Annotated in this window: 18 protein-coding genes; 6 read left to right on the forward strand and 12 right to left on the reverse strand. The window is 41.2% G+C overall.

Annotated elements, in window-relative coordinates; genetic code table 11:
- Positions 1 to 1,749, reverse strand: a complete 1,749-nt coding sequence (gene msbA / locus LRQ06_RS02505) for a lipid A ABC transporter ATP-binding protein/permease MsbA (protein WP_232765459.1) — start codon at positions 1,747 to 1,749, stop codon at positions 1 to 3.
- Positions 1,750 to 1,781: 32 nt separating this feature from the next.
- Complete coding sequence (locus LRQ06_RS02510; RefSeq protein WP_257794076.1) at positions 1,782 to 4,031, reverse strand: DNA internalization-related competence protein ComEC/Rec2; 2,250 nt, start codon at positions 4,029 to 4,031, stop codon at positions 1,782 to 1,784.
- Between the two features lie 8 nt (positions 4,032 to 4,039).
- Here LRQ06_RS02510 and LRQ06_RS02515 point away from each other — a divergent pair, with 8 nt between their 5' ends.
- Positions 4,040 to 4,549, forward strand: coding sequence for a DUF2062 domain-containing protein (locus LRQ06_RS02515; protein WP_232764865.1), 510 nt, complete (start codon positions 4,040 to 4,042; stop codon positions 4,547 to 4,549).
- A 139-nt stretch (positions 4,550 to 4,688) separates the two neighbouring features.
- Here the strand turns inward: LRQ06_RS02515 and lolE are convergent, their stop codons facing one another.
- From lolE to lolC, 3 genes are read right to left on the reverse strand one after another with little or no spacing between them, the layout of a single operon-like run.
- A complete protein-coding gene (lolE, locus tag LRQ06_RS02520) occupies positions 4,689 to 5,933 on the reverse strand; it encodes a lipoprotein-releasing ABC transporter permease subunit LolE (RefSeq protein ID WP_232764866.1) in 1,245 nt (414 codons plus the stop codon).
- A gap of 9 nt (positions 5,934 to 5,942) precedes the next feature.
- Positions 5,943 to 6,614: a lipoprotein-releasing ABC transporter ATP-binding protein LolD gene (gene lolD, locus LRQ06_RS02525; protein ID WP_232764867.1), complete on the reverse strand. Its 672-nt coding sequence runs from the start codon at positions 6,612 to 6,614 to the stop codon at positions 5,943 to 5,945.
- Entirely contained in the window at positions 6,607 to 7,815 is a 1,209-nt protein-coding gene (gene lolC, locus LRQ06_RS02530) for a lipoprotein-releasing ABC transporter permease subunit LolC (protein ID WP_232764868.1), read from the reverse strand. Before lolC ends, lolD begins: the two co-directional genes overlap by 8 nt.
- 156 nt (positions 7,816 to 7,971) lie before the next feature.
- Between lolC and LRQ06_RS02535 the strand changes: the two genes are divergently transcribed.
- The 4 genes from LRQ06_RS02535 to LRQ06_RS02550 all read left to right on the forward strand — a co-directional run bounded on the left by LRQ06_RS02535 (position 7,972) and on the right by LRQ06_RS02550 (position 14,148).
- A complete protein-coding gene (locus tag LRQ06_RS02535) occupies positions 7,972 to 8,538 on the forward strand; it encodes a PilZ domain-containing protein (RefSeq protein WP_232764869.1) in 567 nt (188 codons plus the stop codon).
- Positions 8,539 to 8,554: 16 nt separating this feature from the next.
- Positions 8,555 to 12,016, forward strand: a complete 3,462-nt coding sequence (gene mfd / locus LRQ06_RS02540; protein ID WP_232764870.1) for a transcription-repair coupling factor — start codon at positions 8,555 to 8,557, stop codon at positions 12,014 to 12,016.
- Positions 12,017 to 12,052: 36 nt separating this feature from the next.
- On the forward strand, positions 12,053 to 12,835 hold the full coding sequence (locus LRQ06_RS02545; RefSeq protein ID WP_232764871.1) for a peptidoglycan binding protein CsiV: 783 nt from the start codon (positions 12,053 to 12,055) through the stop codon (positions 12,833 to 12,835).
- A 578-nt stretch (positions 12,836 to 13,413) separates the two neighbouring features.
- Positions 13,414 to 14,148: a complement resistance protein TraT gene (locus tag LRQ06_RS02550; RefSeq protein WP_232764872.1), complete on the forward strand. Its 735-nt coding sequence runs from the start codon at positions 13,414 to 13,416 to the stop codon at positions 14,146 to 14,148.
- Positions 14,149 to 14,320: 172 nt separating this feature from the next.
- Here the strand turns inward: LRQ06_RS02550 and LRQ06_RS02555 are convergent, their stop codons facing one another.
- The 7 genes from LRQ06_RS02555 to hinT form a co-directional block, all read right to left on the reverse strand.
- Entirely contained in the window at positions 14,321 to 15,610 is a 1,290-nt protein-coding gene (locus LRQ06_RS02555; protein ID WP_232764873.1) for an NAD(P)/FAD-dependent oxidoreductase, read from the reverse strand.
- A gap of 338 nt (positions 15,611 to 15,948) precedes the next feature.
- Complete coding sequence (gene ycfP, locus LRQ06_RS02560) at positions 15,949 to 16,491, reverse strand: alpha/beta hydrolase YcfP (RefSeq protein ID WP_232764874.1); 543 nt, start codon at positions 16,489 to 16,491, stop codon at positions 15,949 to 15,951.
- Between the two features lie 67 nt (positions 16,492 to 16,558).
- Positions 16,559 to 17,434, reverse strand: coding sequence for a phosphotransferase (locus tag LRQ06_RS02565; RefSeq protein WP_232764875.1), 876 nt, complete (start codon positions 17,432 to 17,434; stop codon positions 16,559 to 16,561).
- An 11-nt stretch (positions 17,435 to 17,445) separates the two neighbouring features.
- The gene (gene lpoB, locus LRQ06_RS02570; protein WP_232764876.1) at positions 17,446 to 18,036 is read right to left on the reverse strand and encodes a penicillin-binding protein activator LpoB; all 591 of its coding nucleotides are present in this window, start codon (positions 18,034 to 18,036) and stop codon (positions 17,446 to 17,448) included.
- Between the two features lie 22 nt (positions 18,037 to 18,058).
- Positions 18,059 to 18,454 (reverse strand): YcfL family putative periplasmic lipoprotein, encoded by a 396-nt coding sequence (locus LRQ06_RS02575; RefSeq protein ID WP_232764877.1) that lies wholly within the window; start codon positions 18,452 to 18,454, stop codon positions 18,059 to 18,061.
- On the reverse strand, positions 18,451 to 19,875 hold the full coding sequence (locus LRQ06_RS02580) for a COG3014 family protein (protein ID WP_232764878.1): 1,425 nt from the start codon (positions 19,873 to 19,875) through the stop codon (positions 18,451 to 18,453). Before LRQ06_RS02580 ends, LRQ06_RS02575 begins: the two co-directional genes overlap by 4 nt.
- Before the next feature lie 79 nt (positions 19,876 to 19,954).
- Positions 19,955 to 20,305, reverse strand: a complete 351-nt coding sequence (hinT, locus tag LRQ06_RS02585) for a purine nucleoside phosphoramidase (protein ID WP_232764879.1) — start codon at positions 20,303 to 20,305, stop codon at positions 19,955 to 19,957.
- A 392-nt stretch (positions 20,306 to 20,697) separates the two neighbouring features.
- On the opposite strand from hinT, the gene LRQ06_RS02590 reads away from it, so the two are divergent.
- On the forward strand, positions 20,698 to 21,855 hold the full coding sequence (locus LRQ06_RS02590) for a Card1-like endonuclease domain-containing protein (RefSeq protein WP_232764880.1): 1,158 nt from the start codon (positions 20,698 to 20,700) through the stop codon (positions 21,853 to 21,855).
- Positions 21,856 to 21,919: the final 64 nt, after the last annotated feature.

Below are 21,919 nucleotides of genomic sequence, written 5' to 3' on the forward strand. Positions count from 1 at the left end.
TTAGTCACCAAACTGAATCTTACACAATTGAGAATACGGTCCATTCAGATTAACCAGTTCAGAATGTGTTCCCCTTTCCACAATTTCACCTTCATCAATCACTAATATTTCATCAGCATTTTCAATAGTGGAAAGCCTGTGCGCAATAACTAAAACCGTCTTATCTTTTTGTAATTCTTCCAATGCAGACTGAATAGCACGTTCCGATTCCGTATCAAGAGCCGATGTTGCCTCATCTAAAATCAGTATCGGAGCATTACGAAGAAGCGCTCTGGCAATAGCAATACGCTGACGCTGACCACCTGACAGGCTGGCCCCGTTTTCACCGATGACCGTATCAAGCCCATCCGGCATATTCTGAATGAACTCCATGGTATGAGCCAGCTTTGCGACATGTTCAATTTCTGCCCGGCTATATTTATCATCCGTAGCATATGCAATATTATTGGCGATGGTGTCATTAAATAAATGCACATTCTGCGATACCAATGCAAAATGCTGACGTAAATTAGCTAACTGATAATCCTGAATATTATCGCCATCTAACTTGATTTCACCCTCATCCACATCGTAAAAACGGGTAAACAGGTTAGCGATGGTACTTTTGCCGGAACCCGAACGCCCCACCAATGCCAGCGTTTTTCCTTTAGGAAGTGAAAACGACACATTCTTTAACGCAGGCTTTTCTTTCCCCAGATAAGTAAAAGTAACGTTTTCTACACTAATATCACCATTTACGTGATCTTTGATCAATGCCCCATTATCTTTTTCAGCTTCCAGATCCATTAAATCAAACAATGTCTGACTCGCTGCCATTCCCCTCTGAAACTCGGATGTAACCCCTGTTAACCCTTTCAGTGGCCGCATCAGCCCAAACATAGCAGAAAAAACAACAGTGAACGTCCCGGCTGTCAACTGATCCCGGATAGAATCGACACTGGCCAGGAACAAAACTGTCACAACCGCAATAGAAGCAATCAACTGAATAACCGGGTTTGCAATGGACTGAGCGGCAACCAGCTTCATCGTCTGTTGTCGCATTTTATTACTAACGGAACCAAAGCGGGCTCTTTCCACATCATGGCCGCCATAACTAAGAACAACTTTATGTCCTTTCAGCATTTGTTCGGCCGAAGAACTCACCTCACCCATTGCAGTTTGCATGTTTTTGGAAATATGCCTGAATCGCTTGGACACCACACGTATCGCATAAGCGACCATCGGAGCAACGATGAGCAATACTAATGACAGCTCCCAGCTATTCCAGAACATCAAAAACAGCAGGCCAATAATACTGGCGCCTTCCCGGACAATACTGACCAATGCTCGGCTGGTCGCTCCAGCAACCTGCTCAGAATCATACGTAATTCTGGAAAGTAACCCACCGGCAGACTCTTTATCAAAAAAACTCACCGGCATATGCATAAATTTATTGAAAAGATTCTGTCGCATGCGCATAACCACATGCCCGGAAACCCAGCTAAGGCAATAACTGGACACAAAACCACTTGTACCCCTTAAAATAATCATTCCCAGAATAATAAATGGAAGGATTTTCAGGAAATTGGAATCGGTTGACCCAAAGCCTTCATCAAGAAGAGGCTTCAGTAATGACACCATATAAGTATCTGAACCAGCATTAACAACCAGTGCAATACTAGCGACAATTAAACCCGATTTGTAATGGCGTATGTAAGTCCACAAACGCTTAAACGTTTTCCAGGTGGTTTCATCCTTTCCGTTAGACATAAATCGTTGTATTCTCTTTTTCATTCGAGCCGTTATTCTACCTTTTTACGTAGCATCTGCCTATACCATTGCTCCCCCTTAACGTTTCTCATTGTCACGATTTGGTAATTATCTGAAAAAAAAGTAATGTGAATTTGTCCGGTGTGTCCGGTATCAAGCCATATTGCATTCATTTTATGATATTTTTCAACTACCTGCTTTTTAGGAAAAGACCATGGATTATCTCTTGCAAGGCTGGCAATAGCGTATTCAGGATGTGTTGCCTTCACAAAATCTTCAGAAGATGAGGAACCACTTCCATGATGTGGCACAATCAAAATCGTTGATTGTAACGGGCTCACTTTGCTTACGATTTCCCATTCATTTTTTTTCATAATATCGCCGGTCATCAGTACGGAGTGACCGTCTTCATCCGATATTCTGATGGCACATGAATGGGCGTTTCTGGGAACAAGAATCCGTTCTTCCGGCCAAATCACTTTCAATATCAACCCTTGCCAACGCCATTGTTCCCCGGCAATACACTGTCTATCTGTTGTTTCTTTACGACTGCTTAAGATCCAGTCCGGTCCCCACTTTTTAACAATACTCTGCTCACCTCCTGCATGGTCGTTATCAACATGGCTAATGATTAATCCATCCAGTTTTTTAACCCCCCTGCCGGAAAGTACGGGAGAAATAACCGATTCAGCAATACTGCCACCGGGCCAGCTTTTGCCTGTATCATATAAAAGATAATGTCCGTTTTTTTGCAAAATCATGGCGCTCCCCTGTCCGACATCCAAAACATCAAGAGTCCACATGGAGTCAGGTTCATGACGACACTCAAATATTAAGAATACGGTTAACAACATCAGAGAGAAGCTCTTTACTCCGAGCATTCCACGAACAAAAAAGACAAGACTTACACAAATCATAAATAACGTAAGCACAGATGAAACCGGAACCCAGTAATCCTCAGATAACGTACTAAAATAAGGCACAAATCCCAACAAGTGATCCCATACAGTCCACAATAATCCAAACTGTGAAACCTGTAATGCGGTCATTAATAAAAGAAGAAATAACAAAGGAACAATAAAGAAAGTAAATAACGGAATAAAAATAAAATTATACAGACCAGATAGCAGGCTGATACCACCGAAGAACCAGGCACTGACAGGCATCATAACAAGAGCCATGAATAAATTGGCGACTATCAATCTGGTCAGTTTCATCTGATATCGTTGCGTTGAATGGCCATTGATAAAAACAAGAGTAACCGCGATAAAAGAAAGCCAGAAGCTGGAAGAAAACAAAGCAAATGGTGCGTAACAAAGGGTCAGAGATAACGTTAATAGCAGCCGGTAACTCGCCACGACTTTGACTCTGGTCATAGATAGAACAACATTAATAGCAACCATAACCAAAGCCCTGGAAGTTGTAACACTGAAACCGGCCAGCCAGGCATAAATAAAGGCAGTGAGAAAGCCCAGAAAAGCAGGGAACCATAACGAGATTTTCCCAAACCGAATCACGATTCCACCAATGCCATAACCAATTAAATAAGCAATACCAATATGTAGCCCTGAAATCGCCACAAGGTGAGCCAATCCACTGGTTTTCAAATAGTTCCAGTCAGTTTTTGTTAATCCGGAACGATCGGCAAATGATATTGCCCGGGCAAGCCCCTGATTTTTCAGGTTATTAGTTTTATCCAGAAAATGTTCATACAACCAGCTTCGCAGATGATACCCGGAAGCATCATCTTGAAATTTATTCGCGACCTTTCTGGCAAAAGCCTTGGCGATAATATCGCGTGAAAAATAATAATTTTCAGCATCAAACCCTGCTTCATTTTTCAAACCGACAATCGACTTCAACTTTGCTTCAACGTGAATTTTGTCGTGTAATTTTAAGCCATTGGGAACATACAGCAGTATCCGAGGTCTCAGGTAACAGGGGAATTGATAATCGTTAACCTGATATACCTCAATTCTCCCCCTAAAACCAAAGTTATTTTCTTTAAAAAAGCTGTCAACTTTTCCAGTTATGGTAATATTCTGACCAAACTGGAAGAGGTGGTCGTGTTGGTACTGAAGAATATTACCCTTTGCAATAATAAGGATTAATGCGACACTTACCCCAGAAACCCAGCGTAATTGAGAAAATACGCAACAAAAGAACAATTGAAAACTAAAAATTATAATCCATATTTTAGACGGCATTAACGGCCAGTAAGGTATGGTAAAAAAAGTCATACAAAAAGAACTAAGAAACCATAAGTTCTTATAGAGAGTCATAATTTCCAATGCCTAGAAAATTTATTAAGCGCTTTATGCCAGACAGAGAGTTAATCAAAAAACAAAAAGCTCTCAGAATTTTTGGCAGCCTGTTATATAACCCCAATTTGTGGTGTTTAAACCGTCGCTCTGCAGCTGGCGCATTTGCTATCGGGCTATTTATTGCGTTCGTCCCTCTTCCAAGCCAAATGATCATGTCTGCCGGCCTTGCTGTTCTGTGTGGAGTGAATCTGCCTCTTTCTATTGCTCTTGTCTGGGTAAGTAACCCCATCACAATGCCGGTTCTCTTTTATTTTGCTTATAAACTGGGGGCTTGGGTTCTGAGTGAGCCACCAACACATTTTCATTTTGAATTATCCTGGCAATTCCTTTATGAACAAATGTCCACTATTGCAACCCCACTATTGGTTGGCTGTATGATTTGTGGTTTAGTTTGTGCTGTGATTGGATATTTTGGTATTCATGGTTTGTGGCGTTACTCCGTAGTCAGAAGCTGGCAAAAACGTCAGCTACGCTAGAGTAATGAACAAAAGTCAAAAGACCTAAACCGATATTTCGTCTTAGCGGCATCTTCATAAATATCGAAGTAACAAAAAATACAAAGTGTGATTTGTTGTGCCATATGTCGCAAAACCATAATGTGGCACAACAACCACTTTATTTGCTGGATAAAACTCTGGCAGGTTCGAGTCGGCTGGCTTTTGATGCCGGGTAAATGGTCGCTACGGTGCTGAGTAATAATGCAGTTCCTGAAACTATCAGAATATCAATAACGTGAATTTCAGAAGGAAGAAAATCGACAAAGTAAATATCCCCGGATAAAAAATGATGCCCTACGATTTTCTCTAATCCCTTAATCAAAACCGTCAGATTCGCGGCAAACAAAACGCCGATAAACGTACCGGAGACGGACCCTATCACACCGGACATCACTCCCTGCCAGATGAAGATTTTCTTAACCAAAGCGTCGGTCGCCCCCATTGTCCGCAAAATGGCGATCTCTGATGCCCGATCTTTTACCGCCATCATCAGAGTCGAAACAATATTAAAGCTGGCCACACCAATCACAAGAAACATCACGAGATACAAAATGGTGCGAACCATCTGGATATCATGGTAAAGATAGCCATATTGCTGCTGCCAGTTTTTCAGATAAACATAAGTTTCTAATTGATTACCCAATTCTCTGACTACCGAAGCCGCGTGAAAAACATCATTCACCCTAATTTCAACACCGGTGACCGCATTCCCTATCCGGGTATAACTCTGGGCATCCTGTAACGGAAGCAAGGCAATATTATGATCAATCTGACCACTCAGAACCAACAAACCAACCACTTTAAGCCTGATTCGGCGGGGTGACTGTAACCGCGTCGACGAACCTTCCTGCGGCACCATCAGTGTCAGGTAATCCCCGACGTTAACGCCCAGTTTATCCGCAACGCCTTTACCGACAACAATAGAATGCCTGCCGGGAACCAACTTCGACCAGCCATCATCACTGATAAACTTATACAAATCCGAGACGGCCCGACCCGTTTTCTGATCCACACCCCGGACTTCTATCGCTTTCAGATGGGTCCCCCGTTCCGCTAAACCGGTAAAGCTAACATAAGGGGCACTAGCTACCACCCGAGGATCCTGACTGGCTTTCTCAGTAATGTCCTGCCAGTCACGAATAGCGCCCTGAACACCTTCAAATTCCCCCTGAGGTATGACGGACAACACCCTTCTTTCCAACTCGGACTGAAAGCCGTTCATCGCCGATAAACCGATAATGATCACCGCAACGCCAAAGGCAATCCCCAATATCGATGAAATGGAAATGAACGACACAAGCTTATTGCGTTTTCTTGATCGACTGAAACGGCGCCCGATTGTCAACGCTAAAGAATCAAACATACAGGCCTCTTACACTAACTCACCATCTTGCATTAAAACCTTGCGGTCCATTTTGTCGGCAAGTTCGTTATCATGAGTCACGATAAGAAAAGCCGTACCATGTGCCTGATTCAGATCACGCATCAAATCATAAACAGACAACGCCGTTTTGTAGTCAAGGTTCCCTGTCGGTTCATCGGCTAACACAATTTCAGGACGGTTAATAATGGAACGGGCAATGGCGACCCGTTGACGTTCGCCACCGGAAAGTTCGCTCGGCCGGTGATCGATGCGGTGAGATAACCCCACCATGTCCAGTAAAGACACAGCTTCCTTTCTGGCTTCACGGGCCGGTTTCCCGGCAATTAACATTGGCATCGCAACATTTTCAACAGCAGAAAAGTCCGCCAGCAAATGATGAAACTGATAAATAAAACCGATATGCCGATTTCTCACTCTTGCCTGCTGACCAGACTTCATGGTGGTCAGAGAGCGCCCCATAAAAGACACATCACCACTGGTCGGGGAGTCCAGAGCCCCTAAAATATGTAATAGTGTACTTTTTCCTGACCCTGAACTCCCGACAATAGAAACCAGTTCATTCTTTTCCAGTGAAAAATTGACACCTTTCAGCACATTTGTCGTCTGATTTCCCTCTTGATAGTTTTTCACTACATCGGAACAGTAAAGAAGGTTACTCATAACGTAATGCCTCTGCTGGTTTAATTCTGGATGCCCGGTAGGACGGATACAGTGTTGCAATAATGCTGAGGAAGATCGTTAATACTTCAACGACAACGATTTGAGTCGGCTTAATTAAAATGGGCAACTCGCCGCCAAAACTCAATAAATCAGCCCCAACAAACATTAAAATATGATTCAGATTCGATGCCGTCAGCACACCGGCAACGCCACCAATAAGCGCACCGACCACACCACTGCTTGCCCCCTGAACGATAAAGATCGACAGTACCTGAAAATTTGACATCCCCTGAGTTTTCAAAATGGCCACCTCAGACTGTTTTTCCATCACCACCATAATTAAGGCAGAAATAATATTGAATGCAGCGATGGCAATAATGAGCCCAAGCATTAAGCCCATCATATTTTTTTCCATGCTTACCGCCTGAAACAGTTCACCTCGTTGTTCCCGCCAGTCTGACCAGTGCCAGCCATCAGGCAACGACGTGAATGCCGAAGAAGTGATATCAAACGGATCATGAAAATACAACCGCCACCCGGAAATTTGGCTTTTCCTGTACCGAAGTAATTTTTGAGCATCTGTCATGTTAATGAACATGACTTGTCCATCAACATCCGAACCAGTATTGAACAGCCCTGCTACCGTAAAATTTCGTTGACTGGGGATTCGGCCCAGCGGCGTAAACACACTGGCCTCAGTTACCATCAACCTTACAGTGTCGCCAATAGAAACATTGAGTTCTCTGGCAAGTCGATAACCAAGGATAATGTTGTATTTCCCTGACACCAGCCGACGAACGGAACCGCCAATCATGTAAGGACGAACGGAATCATCTAACTGAGGAAGTATCCCTAACATGTATCCGGCAGACAACTCCGTTTTACTTTGAATAACCGCTTCACTTCTGACAATCGGCGTCGGTTGCTTTGCAACAGACCAACGAACAAACTGCTGTGGGGGTTTGCCGGAATAGTCAGTTTTTCCGTCTTGTTGTGAAACCACGGCCTGAGGCAGCACGCCTAAAATACGTTGCTTTAACTGAGCTTCAAACCCGTTCATGACGGACAGTACTGTCACCAGCGAAAGAACACCAATAATAATGCCTGCCGTCGACATATAAGAAACAAAACGACTGAATTTATCTGATGACTGTCCTTTTAAATAGCGTAAGCCAATAAATATTGCTAGAGGATGATACATCGCATTACATAACTTAAGTTAGATGACGTGTACTTTAACGATAAAAGTTTGTCGGATATAGTGTTAATTTGGCAATTCCTTGTTAATTCTTCGAGATTTCTTGATAAGTTATACTTTTTATTGATAATCAGTAAAAAGCCTCAAAGGGACACATCCATGATTGATCAGGAATATTTCACGGTACAGCACGCTCTCAAAGTAAATATTGAAAAACTGGATCCTGATTTTACGTTTCCGGAAGAATCCGCTTTTGAAGCCGAAATCCCAACCCCTTTTATTATTGCTAATGAATTCAGTCAACTGGATTCTATGAACGACCTGGCAAAACAAGAACTAAGAGAACGGGATCTAAAGCACGTCGTCCAACTTTTAGATGCTCAGAACAGTAAACTCAATCTGTTACTGAACTTCATGCTGGCACAACAAGATGACATCAATACCCGGTACACAACAACTTCTTTTGGCGCAAGCCAGTTTACTTTTCTTACCGGGAATGTCTTTGCAGAAAAAGATAAGTTAAGAGTAAAGCTATTTATTGAATCTCCCGCTTCTGCCATCTATTTTTATGGTCATGTCAGTAACTGCGAATTGACAGAACAGCAGTACCAGGTAACCGTAAAATACGATCTGATGAGAGAAAACGATCAGGACATACTCATTAAAGCCGCTTTATTCCGCCAACAGAAATTATTGCGTCAGCGATCATTAGAACGAAATAAGTAAGACACTCATAATTAAGATGAAAAAAAATCAGACACTGCCTTTTTTAAACGCAACTAAATCTGGCGATAAGAAATATAATGGTAATCTTATTGGTGCCAGTTTGTCACTGGCGATAGCAGAATCATCCAACCAGTCAACCAGCCATACACTGGTTGTTGTTCCTGATACTCAGACAGCCGTCAGACTACAAAATGAAATCCGTCAGTTTGCAAAAGGTGATGTCACATTATTTCCAGACTGGGAAACCTTGCCTTATGACAGTTTTTCTCCGCATCAGGAAATCATTTCTGAACGAATAGCCAGACTGTATCAGCTTTCATCACTGGCTGAAGGCATAACCATTACTCCGATCAGTACCCTTCTGCAAAGACAATCTCCCCGGGATTTTTTGTTGCAACATACCCTAATGGTAAAACGCGGGGACCTTTTTTCTTTAGATAAATTACGAGGCCAGTTAGAACAATCTGGATACCGGCATACTGATCAGGTCTTCGGTCCGGGCGAATACGCAAGCCGGGGATCCATTCTTGATCTGTTTCCAATGGGAAGCCACCTTCCCTACCGTATCGATTTTTTTGATGACGAAATTGATACAATCCGAACGTTTGACCCGGAAAATCAGCGTTCAATCGAAGAAATAGAAAATATTAATTTATTGCCTGCTCACGAGTTCCCAACCAGTGAATCCGCCATTGAAGAATTCAGATCCCGCTGGCGTCAACGTTTTGAAGCAAGAAGAGAACCTGAATCGGTATATATGCAAATTACAAAAGGCACCTGGCCCGCCGGAATTGAGTACTGGCAACCGCTTTTTTTTGAGAAAACCGAAACATTATTCGATTATTTACCTGACGATTCACAAATTTTGATTGCAGGACAACTGGAACCTGCAATCGATACCTTTCTGGCGGACGTTAGCACCCGGTATGAACAGAGAAAAGTCGACCCGCTACGACCTTTGTTACCACCCGATGAACTGTGGTTAAAAAAAGATCAGCTTTTTGGCTTGCTCAATACATTCCCTCAGACTCACTTCAGTCAGGAACGAATAGAAGAAAAAGCCGGAAGGGTCAATATCCCCGCGATTTCACTACCCGAAATAAAAGCTAGACATAATACAAAAGAACCACTAGCGGACTTACGCCGGTTTTGTGAAGCCTTCCCCGGAAAAATTGTATTTTCAGTTGAATCAGAAGGTCGCAGGGAAGCACTTAAAGAACTCCTGACTCCCGTAAAAATCAGTTTATCTGAATCTTCAACGTTAAATGATGCTCTTAACGAAAAATCAAAATTCGGCTTGATTTTGAGTCAGGCCGAAAAAGGGTTTATTTTCCCTGATAAAAATATTGCATTGATTTGTGAGTCAGACATCCTTGGTGATCGCGTTATTCAACGCCGGCGCAAAGATAAGCGTAATATAAACAGTGATGCAGTTATCCGGAATCTGGCCGAATTAAAACCCGGCCAACCAGTAGTACATATTGATCATGGAATTGGCCGCTATATCGGTCTGCAAACCCTTGAAGCTGGCGGAATTACCACTGAATACGTGACGCTGGAGTACCAGAATGAAGCAAAACTTTATGTTCCCGTTTCATCATTAAATCTAATAAGCCGCTACTCAGGCGGAGCAGAAGAAAGTGCCCCGCTGCACAAATTAGGCGGAGACAGCTGGTCCAAGGCCCGTAGAAAAGCAGCAGAAAAAGTCAGAGACGTCGCAGCTGAACTTTTGGATGTTTACGCTAAACGAGAGTTAAAACCAGGATTTAAATTTCATCTGGACAGAGAACAATACAATTCGTTCCGATCTTCTTTCCCGTTCGAGGAAACAGACGATCAGGCCTTAGCGATTAACTCCGTTTTATCGGATATGTGTCAGCCGAAAGCAATGGATCGCCTGGTATGTGGAGACGTAGGTTTTGGTAAAACTGAAGTGGCAATGCGTGCTGCTAACGTTTGCACAGATAACAACAAACAGGTGGCCATGCTGGTGCCGACGACACTTCTCGCACAACAACATTTTGAAAATTTCCGGGATCGGTTTGCAAACCTGCCAATCCGGGTGGAAGTTTTGTCCCGCTTTAAAACAGCAAAAGAACAAAAGAAAATTATTCAGGATGTTGCGGATGGCAAAGTCGATATATTAGTTGGCACTCACAAACTGCTCTCGAATGATATTCGTTTCAACGATCTGGGATTGCTCATTGTCGATGAAGAACACCGGTTCGGCGTTCGCCAGAAAGAAAAAGTCAAAGCAATGCGAGCGGATGTTGATATCCTGACACTCACCGCCACACCAATACCAAGAACACTGAATATGGCAATGAGTGGGATGCGTGATCTGTCGATTATTGCCACTCCTCCAGCCAGACGTTTAGCAGTAAAAACATTTGTCCGGCCTAAAGACAGCAATACAACCAGAGAAGCCGTCTTACGGGAAATCATGCGTGGCGGACAGGTTTACTATCTGCATAATCAGGTAGAGACCATAGAGAAAGTTGCGTCAGACCTTGCGGAACTTATACCGGAAGCCAGAATCACCGTTGCTCACGGACAGATGCGGGAAAGAGAATTAGAGCGCATCATGAATGACTTTTATCATCAGCGCTTCAACCTGCTTGTCTGTACAACGATCATCGAAACAGGTATTGACGTACCGACGGCCAATACAATGATAATTGACCGGGCGGATAAATTTGGGTTAGCCCAGTTACATCAGTTACGTGGTCGTGTAGGCCGTTCTCATCATCAGGCTTATGCTTATCTGTTAACCCCTCCACCCAAGGCTCTGACAAAAGATGCCGTAAAACGTCTTGAAGCTCTGGCATCATTAGAAGATCTGGGAGCAGGTTTCACGCTTGCCACTCATGATCTGGAAATTCGTGGTGCCGGTGAATTACTGGGCGATGAGCAAAGTGGCCAGATTCAATCTGTCGGGTTTACGTTATATATGGAAATGCTGGAACAGGCCGTCGAAGCACTAAAATCCGGTAAAGAACCGGCTTTGGACGATTTACTGAAGGAACAAACTGAAGTAGAACTGCGTTTACCGGCATTATTACCTGACGATTTTATCCCGGATATTAATACCCGTCTCTCTATGTATAAGCAAATTGCCAGCGTACCCGGTATTGATGAGCTAAATGAGTTAAAGAGCGAAATCATTGACAGATTTGGCAAACTGCCTGACGCTGCATTAAATTTATTAGCAGTCACTAAATTAAAACTGGCCGCTGCGCACTTAAAAATTAAGAAAGTGGAAGCTCATAATAAAGGTGGCTATATAGAGTTCTATCCAAATGCTGACATTGACCCCGGTTATTTAGTTAAACTACTTCAGTCTCAGCCAAAACAGTTTACTTTAGACGGACCGACTAAATTTAAGTTTAGTATTCCGTTACCTGACAGAGCAGAACGTATCGACTTTGTCACAAACATGTTAGATGAATTCAACCATAATCGTCTGGCAGTTGCCTGAACACTTTTTATTCTGACATGCATGTATGGAGCAATAATGAAACGACTGGTCCCGTTACTTCTTCTTATCTTTGCCTTGCCTGTAATGGCAAAGCGCCAGTTTGACGTAGAAGTTATTATTTTTAAACGTAACATATCGGCAGAACAGACCAATGAATCATGGCCCAACACTCTGCCACCTATTGATTTCAGCCGGGTAGGAAGTCTTACCTCTCAAGCTTATCTGGAAAAGAAAGGAGTCACACTTTTACCCCTCTCTTCCTATCAGCTGAACGATCAGGAGCAGCGACTGAGAAACCATGCCGGATTCAAAGTTCTTCTGCATACTGCCTGGCGTCAGGGGGACCAGAGTAAATATTATGCTCCGATTTTTCATATCCTTGCCGGGAAAAATTACTCCGGTCAGTTTAATGCCAATGGAACCTCTGTAAATAACACCCAGATCTCCCCTATTGATGGTGTCACAGAAAGCAGTATGCCAAGTCCGGTTTATGAGTTGGATGGAAAATTACAAATCTATGTCCAACATTATCTTTATGCCGATGCAGAATTTGATCTGAAAGAACCCAGCGTCAGAGATATCTCTCTTATCAGTAATCAACCCGGCAATATGACAGATAATACGGAAGACAAAACTTCAGAAGACCAAAACGATACAACGAAATTCGGCCATCTGGAAAACGTAAGCCCGGAAGTCAGAACCGAGACATTCCTGAAATCTTATCGGCTTGATCAAAAACGCCGTATGAAAAGTGGTGAAACCCATTATTTTGATCACCCTTTGATGGGTATGATCATTCAGGTAAGAAAAGTAAAATAAAAGTCTCGGTCACATCTAATACTGTCAGTTGAGGCTTATTTGATTTTGATCAGTTGAATTAGGCTACAACTAAGTTATAAAAGGTTTTAAGTTTCAAAGCTTAAGGCCTTTTTGATTAATACGCATTGATAATTTCTTCTAGTGTATTAACTGCCTCAATCTGACGAACCCACTATTCAACAGTTAAAGATAGCCTGCCCATATTGCATCTGCAATTCGTGGTAGAGATGTACTGTTATCTAAAAAGTCATTTCCGCTGCTTTCTTCGAACCACTGCTGAATAGTATGTTTTCTTTGCTAATTCATAACCTGATTCTCCCATGAATTTAGCCATAGTATTCTGATTAGAATAACCAAATTTAATCAGCACTACTAATGAACAAAGCAACATAAAACACAATAAAGTACATAATAACTTTTTGATTTGTAATCTTAAATTTTTATGTCACATATAAAAAACTGTAGATATGCAAAATTGAAATTCAACAAAACTAATAATCTCAATTTGGCAATAAGGATATTATTGCTGCTACAAAGTATTGAATATATTAATCAATAAAATATAAAAAGGTGTAAAGATGAAATACCCAAAAATGCTGATAACCTCTTTAGCTATTATGTCTATATCATTAACAGGTTGTTCAGCTATGAAAACCGCAGTAAAAAAAAGAAATCTTGAAGTAAAAACGCAAATGAGCCAATCAATCTGGCTTGACCCAACACCTCAAGAAGAACACACCATCTTCTTACAAGTTAAAAATACAACAGATAAAAACCTTAAAATTACAGACGAACTAAAAAATAAATTAGAAGCAAAAGGCTATAAAGTTCTGGATAATCCAAAGCAAGCTCATTATTGGATTCAAGCAAATCTACTAAAAGCAGATAAGATGGATTTAAGAGACGCTAATAATTTCTTATCAAGTGGATATGGAGCAGGCTTGGCTGGTGGAGCTTTGGGTGCTCTGGCTGTAGCGTCTTCAACTAGTAATTCAGGCTCTATTATCGCTGGCGGTTTAATTGGTAGTGCCGTTGGTTTCATCGGAGATAGTCTGGTAGAGGACATTAATTACTCCTTAATTACCGACGTACGTATCGTAGAAAAATCAGATCAATCAATTTCAGTAGTATCAAAAAGCAACCTTCAAAATGGTAATGCTAACATGACAAATACTAATTATAAGACAACAACTGATAAGAAACGGTATCAAACTCGAATCGTTTCAAATGCAAATAAAGTTAATCTTGATTTTGACGAAGCTCGTCCTGCACTTATTGACGGGTTAACAACATCTATTTCTGGGCTATTCTAGAATAAGTCAGCTCAACTCAAAACATTCGATGTAGTTAAAGCATCCAAAAAACAAACTAAACACTAGAATTGACATAGAGTGAACGAAATGAACTACCTTATGAAGAAGGTAGTTCATTTACTATCGAAAGACCGTATCTTTAAATGATCCTAAGAACTTGTCTCTATATAAATTAATGAAGTTTTAATTTTGGTTTTAAAACCCGGTTAATCCGACCGACAAGCATCATTAATCCGGTTTTAAATGCGCCATAAATCGCAATCTGATGCATTCGATATAAAGAAACATAAACAACCCGGGCAATTCGGCCTTCAACCATCATTGACCCCCGAGTCAGGCTTCCCATCAGACTACCCACCGTTGAAAAACGGCTCAAGGACACTAAAGAGCCGTGATCTTTATATTTATAAGATTTCAGTTCACGACCGTTTAAAATTGAAATGATATTTGCAAATGTTCTCGAAGCCATCTGGTGCGCAGCTTGTGCTCTTGGAGGCACAATCTGGCCGTCAGCCTGAGTACACTGAGCTAAATCACCAATGACAAAAATATTATCGTCAACTGTCGTCTGTAGAGTGTCTTTCACCACAATCTGATTAATACGGTTCGTTTCAAGACCTGCAATATTTTTAATGAAATCCGGTGCCTTGATACCCGCAGCCCAAACCATAATATGAGCATGTATCTTTTCACCATCTTTCGTTGTCAGGCCATCTTCTTCCGCTTTTGTGACCATGGTTGAAGTTCGGACATTAACACCCAATTTCAATAATTCTGAATGTGCAGAGCCGGAAATTCGGGGAGGAAGAGCCGGTAAAATACGCTCACCGGCTTCAATTAAATTCACATTTAATTTACTGGAATCTAAATCACCAAAGCCATAGGTCTGTAATTGCTCAAGTGCATTGTGAAGTTCAGCGGATAATTCAACACCCGTAGCACCAGCACCAACAATCGCAATACCAACCGTCCCTTCACCTCTGCGTGAGTGCAGCTTCAAAAATTCATTGTTCATTTCCGTACGGAAACGAAGAGCCTGTTCAGGACTATCGAGGAAGATACAATTCTCTCTGACCCCCGGTGTATTAAAGTCATTAGAAATAGAACCAATTGCCAGCACTAAGATGTCATATTCGATTTCACGACTGGCAACCAGTAAATCGCCATCATCATCGTAAAAATCATCTAAAATAATGACTTTTCTGTCACGATCAATATCTTTCAGGCTCCCCATTTGGAAATCAAAACAATAATTCTTTGCGTGCGCACGATAGCTTAAACCATCGACACCTTCATCCAAAAAGCCAGTCGCAACTTCATGCAACAAAGGTTTCCATAAATGACTGGCCTTTCTATCCACCAACGTTACGTGGGCGCGTTGTTTTCTTCCCAGAGTACGACCTAATTTTGTGGCAAGCTCCAGACCTCCGGCACCACCACCAATAACAACAATACGACTCACAAAACAGTCCTCAAAATAAAAATTAAAAAACTTACAGCCGGTACACAAGAACCAACCGTTCAAATTCTGTCTCTGTCCATTGTGAATTTAATGATGACTTTCAGTTTTTAGAGAAACCGATTTTTAAGGCGCATTCAATGAACAAAATGATAATAATGGAGAGTTAACCACTCACTTAAGGTTTATTGATGAATATCAAGTTATTCTTTTTGTAGCTATTATATAGAGCAAATCGACCTGTGCAACCAAAGAATTAGCCATAAAATGTAAAAATTAATCGAAAAAAACATAAAAAAAGGCAGCTTCATTGCTACCTTTTTTCTAATAAAATATAATCATCACTTAGATTCTTTAAATGATTGAATTTCTTTAAGATGTTGGGATATTTTCTTAAACTTATGTGTCTGTGTTTCGTCCCAGATAACCGAATAGTAACGGTCAAGTTCGGTAAAAATTCGCTGAGTATCAAGAAGTTCATCTTGTTGAGCTAAAATGACCAAGCAGCGGTTAAGATTTTTCAGTCTGAAGTTTTCAACACATTTTGTTGCAATATCCTCATATTCTTCAGGCCGGTCAATCAGACCATCCATATTTTCCTGTGGAAATAAATTAGGATTAAATATCACCTGTTTAATACCGCACAAAAAACCAATACGTTCCGACCAGTATCCCCCTAAACCAACTCCGCATATTATTGGAGTCGGATCGTTTGTTGATGCCAGCGCTTTAGTGACTTCTTTCAGAAGATGTTGCATATCGTGTTTTGGATGAAGAGTGCTATAACTGATGAACCTTACATCATCATCAATAAACTGTAGCTGCATGATTTTTTCGTGATTGCCCGGACTTGTTGAATCAAATCCGTGAAGATAAATAATCATATACCTGCTCCATGTAATGCCAGTTTTAAATCTAACACAATTTACAAGGGTATGATGTACTGTGTATTTAATTTCTGCCAGAACCGTCAGAAATAAGAGGAAAAAGTTCTTCGGCCCACGTCAGGTAGTCGTCTCCGCAGCCATGATGATACGCGACCAGATACCACAAAAAGGCCATGAAATATACTCGTGGCATCCAGGCCTTTACTCCATTTATCCAATCATTGACACTTTCCAGGCCATTCATTTTACAATACCGGGCAACAAATTTGACAAGATCGGCATTCTCCATAAAAACCGTCATAGCAATATCAATACGTGGATCAGCGATAGAAGCATACTCCCAATCAATGACCTTTAACCCCTGCCTTGAACGAATAATATTATGAACACCAAGATCAAAATGGCATAAGACACTTTCTCTACGGCTGACAGGCGGGACTACTCTCAGAGAATGATAAATAGATTCAAACCGGGCTACATTTTCATTGCCCGATTCAAGGATTAGCCAGTAATGATCGATTCTTGCCGTGTAATTAAATGGAGAAACAGGAATTGCATTGCAATCCTGCCTGTGAATATCAGATAACAGGCGAACAATATCAACTTCTGATAATTCAGTAATAACATCACCTTCAATCCATTCAACTAAAATACCTTCAGGCTGACGGGAAATTGGTTTCGGAGCAAGGTGAGGAGCATTTTTTTGCAAAGCCGACAGAATCTGGTATTCCTGCTGCCTTGATATCGACAACTCTCTGGTGAGGTCAGTAACCGGCCTCCATATATACGGTTTTCCATCTTCTCCGTATATTTTCCAGCAACGATTTGTTAAACCACCAGAGAGCGTTTCTGCATAAGATGGTAATGTACCCCACACTTTCCCCAAAGCAGAAAGGCTTGAATCAAAAGTACACGCTTCATCCCATGGAATTCTTGCCATAAAAGCAAATTCTATAACCCAAACAGACTACGAGACTGTTCTTTGCGAATTTGGGTTTCATCGGCCCATTCAATTAAACCCGATTTGATGTCCATCAAACGCATGGTCATTTTATAATATACGTCTTTATCTCTGCCTTCTTCTTTCACAATACTGGATAAATTTCCGTATAGCATATACTGAGCACCAACCATTTTCCCAAATTTAACTGAGCTACCTTTATCCACTAACTCATCATTATTCTGGAACTGAAGTTGCTTACGAACATCCTCGACTCTGTCCATATCGACAAAACGGAATTTACCGGAGTTCAGCATCTTAGTACTGATGGTATCAGTGATAGATTCAGTATCAATATGCTCACTTGTTTTATTCTTAATACCATCGACAAAAATAATCGGTCTGGAGTTCTTGGTAATTGCAGCAACAGAACCCGACATCATCATACTATCGACCATATCCGAAGCTATCTTTTGCAAATCTGTTGAACCAAAATCAACGGTTTTTGTTTCAACAGCGTCAGCATCACCATAAGAGACGGTATTAGCACAACCAGACAATATAGAAGCAACGCCCAACAGTACAATCACACTTTTCTTCATTATTTTCTCCTTAAATGTCAGGCTATTTTGACGCCCTTACCTGTAAACGAAAATTTTTCCCTTTAGGAGAAATAGAGACTTCTGATAGTGACTCCATTTCTTTACCACCAATCAGAACCCGCTTCCAGGCCCCGGGCTTCATACTAACTTCCAGACCATTCTCATCATACCAGTAGAAACGATATTCCAATGCCTGACTGTGGTCATCCAAATTTTCCAGTCTTACAACGCCCCGGGTGTGTCCACTCACTTCCTGAGTCGAAATATCGTCAACTCTGATATAGGAAGACATTGAACTGTCCCCGAACAATACCCGTTGATACTCGCTATCAACCGATAAACCTGACGTTTTAGAACTGCTGCATCCCATTATTGCGATACTGCTAAAAAATAAGACAAACAATATCTTCTTCATCATAGCCTTCCTAATTTCTTATGCCAAATAACAGTACCAGAGCCTTGCTGTGAAACCCATACCAGTACTGTACGACCTTCCTGAACGTTAAAATCATAGCTTCTCGTACCAATTTGAATATGCTGTTCACCGGGAGATACCATTTTTTCAGCGGTTGTTACCATACCAGGTAACGATAACCAACTCCGGGTATCTGGCTGCTCAGTAAACGTATTCCATACACTCACCATGATACTCGCTAATTCATTATCTTTTGCCAATTCCCGACGAACCTGATCTTTTATAACAAGCCGCATTACCTGTCTGACAATGGTGGACACAATTCTTTCTCTTAAAGCATACGCCGCCATATGATTAACGTCGGTAATTACATTCTCATCAATGACTTTAGAGTTTAACGTAACCGGGTAACCGGAATTATGATCATTTCCGAGATTATCGTAATAAGGCAAAGCAAGAGAATAAATAACCGAGTGAGAACGACTGTCAATTATAGGTAAGGATTGCTTCCAGCTTTTCATTGCTTTTACAACCCCCTGCTCTCTTATGATAATAACTCTGGCTTTATGACTGTTTTTAATATGAGTGAAACGATTTTTGTACTTTTTACGCAATAAGACTAAATCGTCTTTCATATCAAGCTGCTCAGCACACCGAATAACGGCATCAATTACAACCTGATTATCCGGTGCAACAGCCAGAGCCCTGTTGTAATCAATATATGCATCGTTGACGTTTCGGGTTGCTTCATAAATCAATCCGGACAGAAAAAACAAATACCCATTTTGTATCGCCGACAGCGTATTTGAAGAACCGGGATAATTGGCTAAAACACTTCCAATACTCGGTGATACACCATTTTCACTCAATGTTTCCTGTTCATTTTTTAAAGACTCTTCTCTTATATCTTTAGCTTTCTTCTGGACAATGTTTGCCCGGCGAAGTTCAACAAGCGCATCGTTAAAATTATTTTTATCAAGATAATTCAACGCCATATATAAATGAAGAAAACCCACTTCATAATCGGCCGGGACATAAGAAGTCAGATTATCGTTGACAGATAAGGCAGCTAAAGACCCCGCTTCTTCACTGAGAGAAATAACGGCTTTTTGCTGCTGCTCTTTTAACGCATTATCACCTTGCTCAAAAAAACGCTGACTTTCATCAGTCTCTTTATTTAAAAGGGCTAAACGCCCTTTTTCAAGATTAGATAAAATTGGACCAGCACCATCAGCATCCAGACTGGATTGCGCGTCAGAGTAATCTCCACGGACAAGGCTCTGGTGCATTTCTTCGTTTTGGGCGCTGTAATGACTAAAAAAATTCCCAGCCGTAAAGCTCGAACACCCGAAAAGAGACAAAGAAAAAACAACAATAAATATGCGATGTATCAGACGAAATATAAATAAATGCTCTTTATTCATTCGTATACCAGGATATGTGTTTCTGACAGAAGGAAACAACGAAAAATTAAGATTAATCATCAGCCAGAAATAATAGCATTTATCCCATCAGCAAAGGGCCCAATGGTTTTCCGCCTAAAAGGTGCATGTGAATATGATAAACTTCCTGACCGCCATGAGAATTACAATTCATAATAAGGCGATATCCATCTTCAGCGATACCTTCTTGCTTTGCTAATTTCCTAGCCACCGTAAACAGACGACCCAAAGTAACTTCATCATCTTCTTCAATATCATTAACAGTAGGAATCACCTTATTGGGGATGATAACAACGTGCGTCGGAGCCCTGGGGCTAATGTCCCTGAAAGCCGTAACCAGTTCATCCTGATAAAGAATATCAGATGGAATTTCTTTTCGGATTATTTTACTAAAAATCGTTTCTTCTGCCATGAGCTATCTCCAGAGATGATAAGTTGCTTAACGGATATTAATAAGGAATAAGTAAGCAACCCTCAGAATTAACTTAGTTTATTGGACTTAATGTTGCCAGAAGTATGCGCTACGGTAAACAAAAGCTCAACTAAAAGTCTTAAGAAAAACAGCGCTTTTTATTAAACTGGTTTTCAATATTAAGACGTTCTTTTCAAAGAAAACGTTCCCCAATAAACAGAAAGAATGTTAAAAACAGTGTATGACAATAGTAAATTTAACGTAAAACATTGGATTAAATTACTTATTTATCTCCTTCACCCTTGTTTTTCAGTGTAAGTATCTTTATATCTACCTTAAGCTTGCTCACTTTTACCCTTCTTTTTCTGGCAAGCAAAACGTGAGGATATACTATGACCATCCATGTTGGCATCATTGATCAGGATCCCGTTCGTTTGGTAACCCCATTGCTTGACCACCGGAGTACAGCAAAACGAATCATTTTAATTGGCGACGCGTCTCAAAAACCGGTCTTCTTCCGTATAAAAGGGGTTCTGGATCAAAGGGATATTATCACTGAATTTTACGAAATCCCGTGCACCTCAAATATACTTTCAATAAAAAAATCGGTCGAAAATCTTGCATTAAAACTGGTAAAAGATGAGGACACAATTCGTCTTAACGCCAGTTGTGGTTTAAGGCACAGATTGCTTTCTGTTTATGAAGTCTTTCGAACCTACAAATGGCCTATCTTTGTGGTAGAGCCTAATTCTGACCGATTATGCTGGCTATTCCCCGCCCACTTTGAGGATACTCAGGTACAAGATCGCATCACTATTTCGGATTATTTAACGATCTTCGGTGCTAAAGGAGAATTTCTCGAATCCGAAATTGCTCCAACTCTGGATGATACCTTATACAAACTTGGTGAGCGTTGGGCAAGTAACGCACTGGAACTTGGACCGGGTCTGGCAACATTAAACTATCTTGCAACAACCTGTCGTAAAGAACAGAAACTCGATGTTGAACTCTCTGAGAAACAACAAGGATATCGGGAGCTCAATATCCTTTTAACCGATCTTGTCGAAGCGGAAATCGCAACATACAAAAATGGCATTCTGACTTTTGCTAATGAAGATGCAAGACGATTCTCCAATGGGGAATGGCTGGAAACATTAGTACATAGCACAGTAAAACAACTGCAAAGCGATTTGCCAACAATCCAGGATCGTTCTTTAAATGTTCAGGTTTATCGTCAACTTGGAGAACGGGAAGTTCGCAACGAGCTGGACGTGGCCACAGTTGTAAACAATAAACTTCATATTATCGAATGCAAAACAAAAGGCATGAGAGATGATGGAGACGATACACTCTATAAATTAGAATCCCTGCGGGATCTCCTTGGCGGGTTACAGGCACGGGCAATGTTGGTCAGCTTCAGGCCACTAAGACAAAATGATATTACCAGAGCTCAGGATCTGGGTCTTGCACTCATAGGTCCGGATGAACTTAAAGATCTGAAAGTCCACTTAAAAAAATGGTTCACAGAAGCCGGAGGCCGGGAAATCTAATCCCAAAGCAAAAAGCTGACTATCTGCGTCTTTAAAACCGATAGTCAGCCTGCTGCCATTTTTC

Source organism: Vibrio salinus, assembly GCF_021272385.1.
Lineage (GTDB): Bacteria > Pseudomonadota > Gammaproteobacteria > Enterobacterales > Vibrionaceae > Vibrio > Vibrio salinus.

Excerpts from the sequence above, each read along its gene's own strand:
- LRQ06_RS02580 (WP_232764878.1), bottom strand. The coding sequence starts at position 19,875 with ATGAATAAAGAGCATTTATTTATATTTCGTCTGATACATCGCATATTT.
- LRQ06_RS02565 (WP_232764875.1), bottom strand. The coding sequence starts at position 17,434 with ATGGCAAGAATTCCATGGGATGAAGCGTGTACTTTTGATTCAAGCCTT.
- hinT (WP_232764879.1), bottom strand. The coding sequence starts at position 20,305 with ATGGCAGAAGAAACGATTTTTAGTAAAATAATCCGAAAAGAAATTCCA.
- LRQ06_RS02575 (WP_232764877.1), bottom strand. The coding sequence starts at position 18,454 with ATGATGAAGAAGATATTGTTTGTCTTATTTTTTAGCAGTATCGCAATA.
- lpoB (WP_232764876.1), bottom strand. The coding sequence starts at position 18,036 with ATGAAGAAAAGTGTGATTGTACTGTTGGGCGTTGCTTCTATATTGTCT.
- LRQ06_RS02550 (WP_232764872.1), top strand. The coding sequence starts at position 13,414 with ATGAAATACCCAAAAATGCTGATAACCTCTTTAGCTATTATGTCTATA.
- ycfP (WP_232764874.1), bottom strand. The coding sequence starts at position 16,491 with ATGATTATTTATCTTCACGGATTTGATTCAACAAGTCCGGGCAATCAC.
- lolE (WP_232764866.1), bottom strand. The coding sequence starts at position 5,933 with ATGTTTGATTCTTTAGCGTTGACAATCGGGCGCCGTTTCAGTCGATCA.
- lolC (WP_232764868.1), bottom strand. The coding sequence starts at position 7,815 with ATGTATCATCCTCTAGCAATATTTATTGGCTTACGCTATTTAAAAGGA.
- LRQ06_RS02535 (WP_232764869.1), top strand. The coding sequence starts at position 7,972 with ATGATTGATCAGGAATATTTCACGGTACAGCACGCTCTCAAAGTAAAT.
- lolD (WP_232764867.1), bottom strand. The coding sequence starts at position 6,614 with ATGAGTAACCTTCTTTACTGTTCCGATGTAGTGAAAAACTATCAAGAG.
- LRQ06_RS02590 (WP_232764880.1), top strand. The coding sequence starts at position 20,698 with ATGACCATCCATGTTGGCATCATTGATCAGGATCCCGTTCGTTTGGTA.
- mfd (WP_232764870.1), top strand. The coding sequence starts at position 8,555 with ATGAAAAAAAATCAGACACTGCCTTTTTTAAACGCAACTAAATCTGGC.
- LRQ06_RS02510 (WP_257794076.1), bottom strand. The coding sequence starts at position 4,031 with ATGACTCTCTATAAGAACTTATGGTTTCTTAGTTCTTTTTGTATGACT.
- LRQ06_RS02545 (WP_232764871.1), top strand. The coding sequence starts at position 12,053 with ATGAAACGACTGGTCCCGTTACTTCTTCTTATCTTTGCCTTGCCTGTA.
- LRQ06_RS02515 (WP_232764865.1), top strand. The coding sequence starts at position 4,040 with ATGCCTAGAAAATTTATTAAGCGCTTTATGCCAGACAGAGAGTTAATC.
- msbA (WP_232765459.1), bottom strand. The coding sequence starts at position 1,749 with ATGTCTAACGGAAAGGATGAAACCACCTGGAAAACGTTTAAGCGTTTG.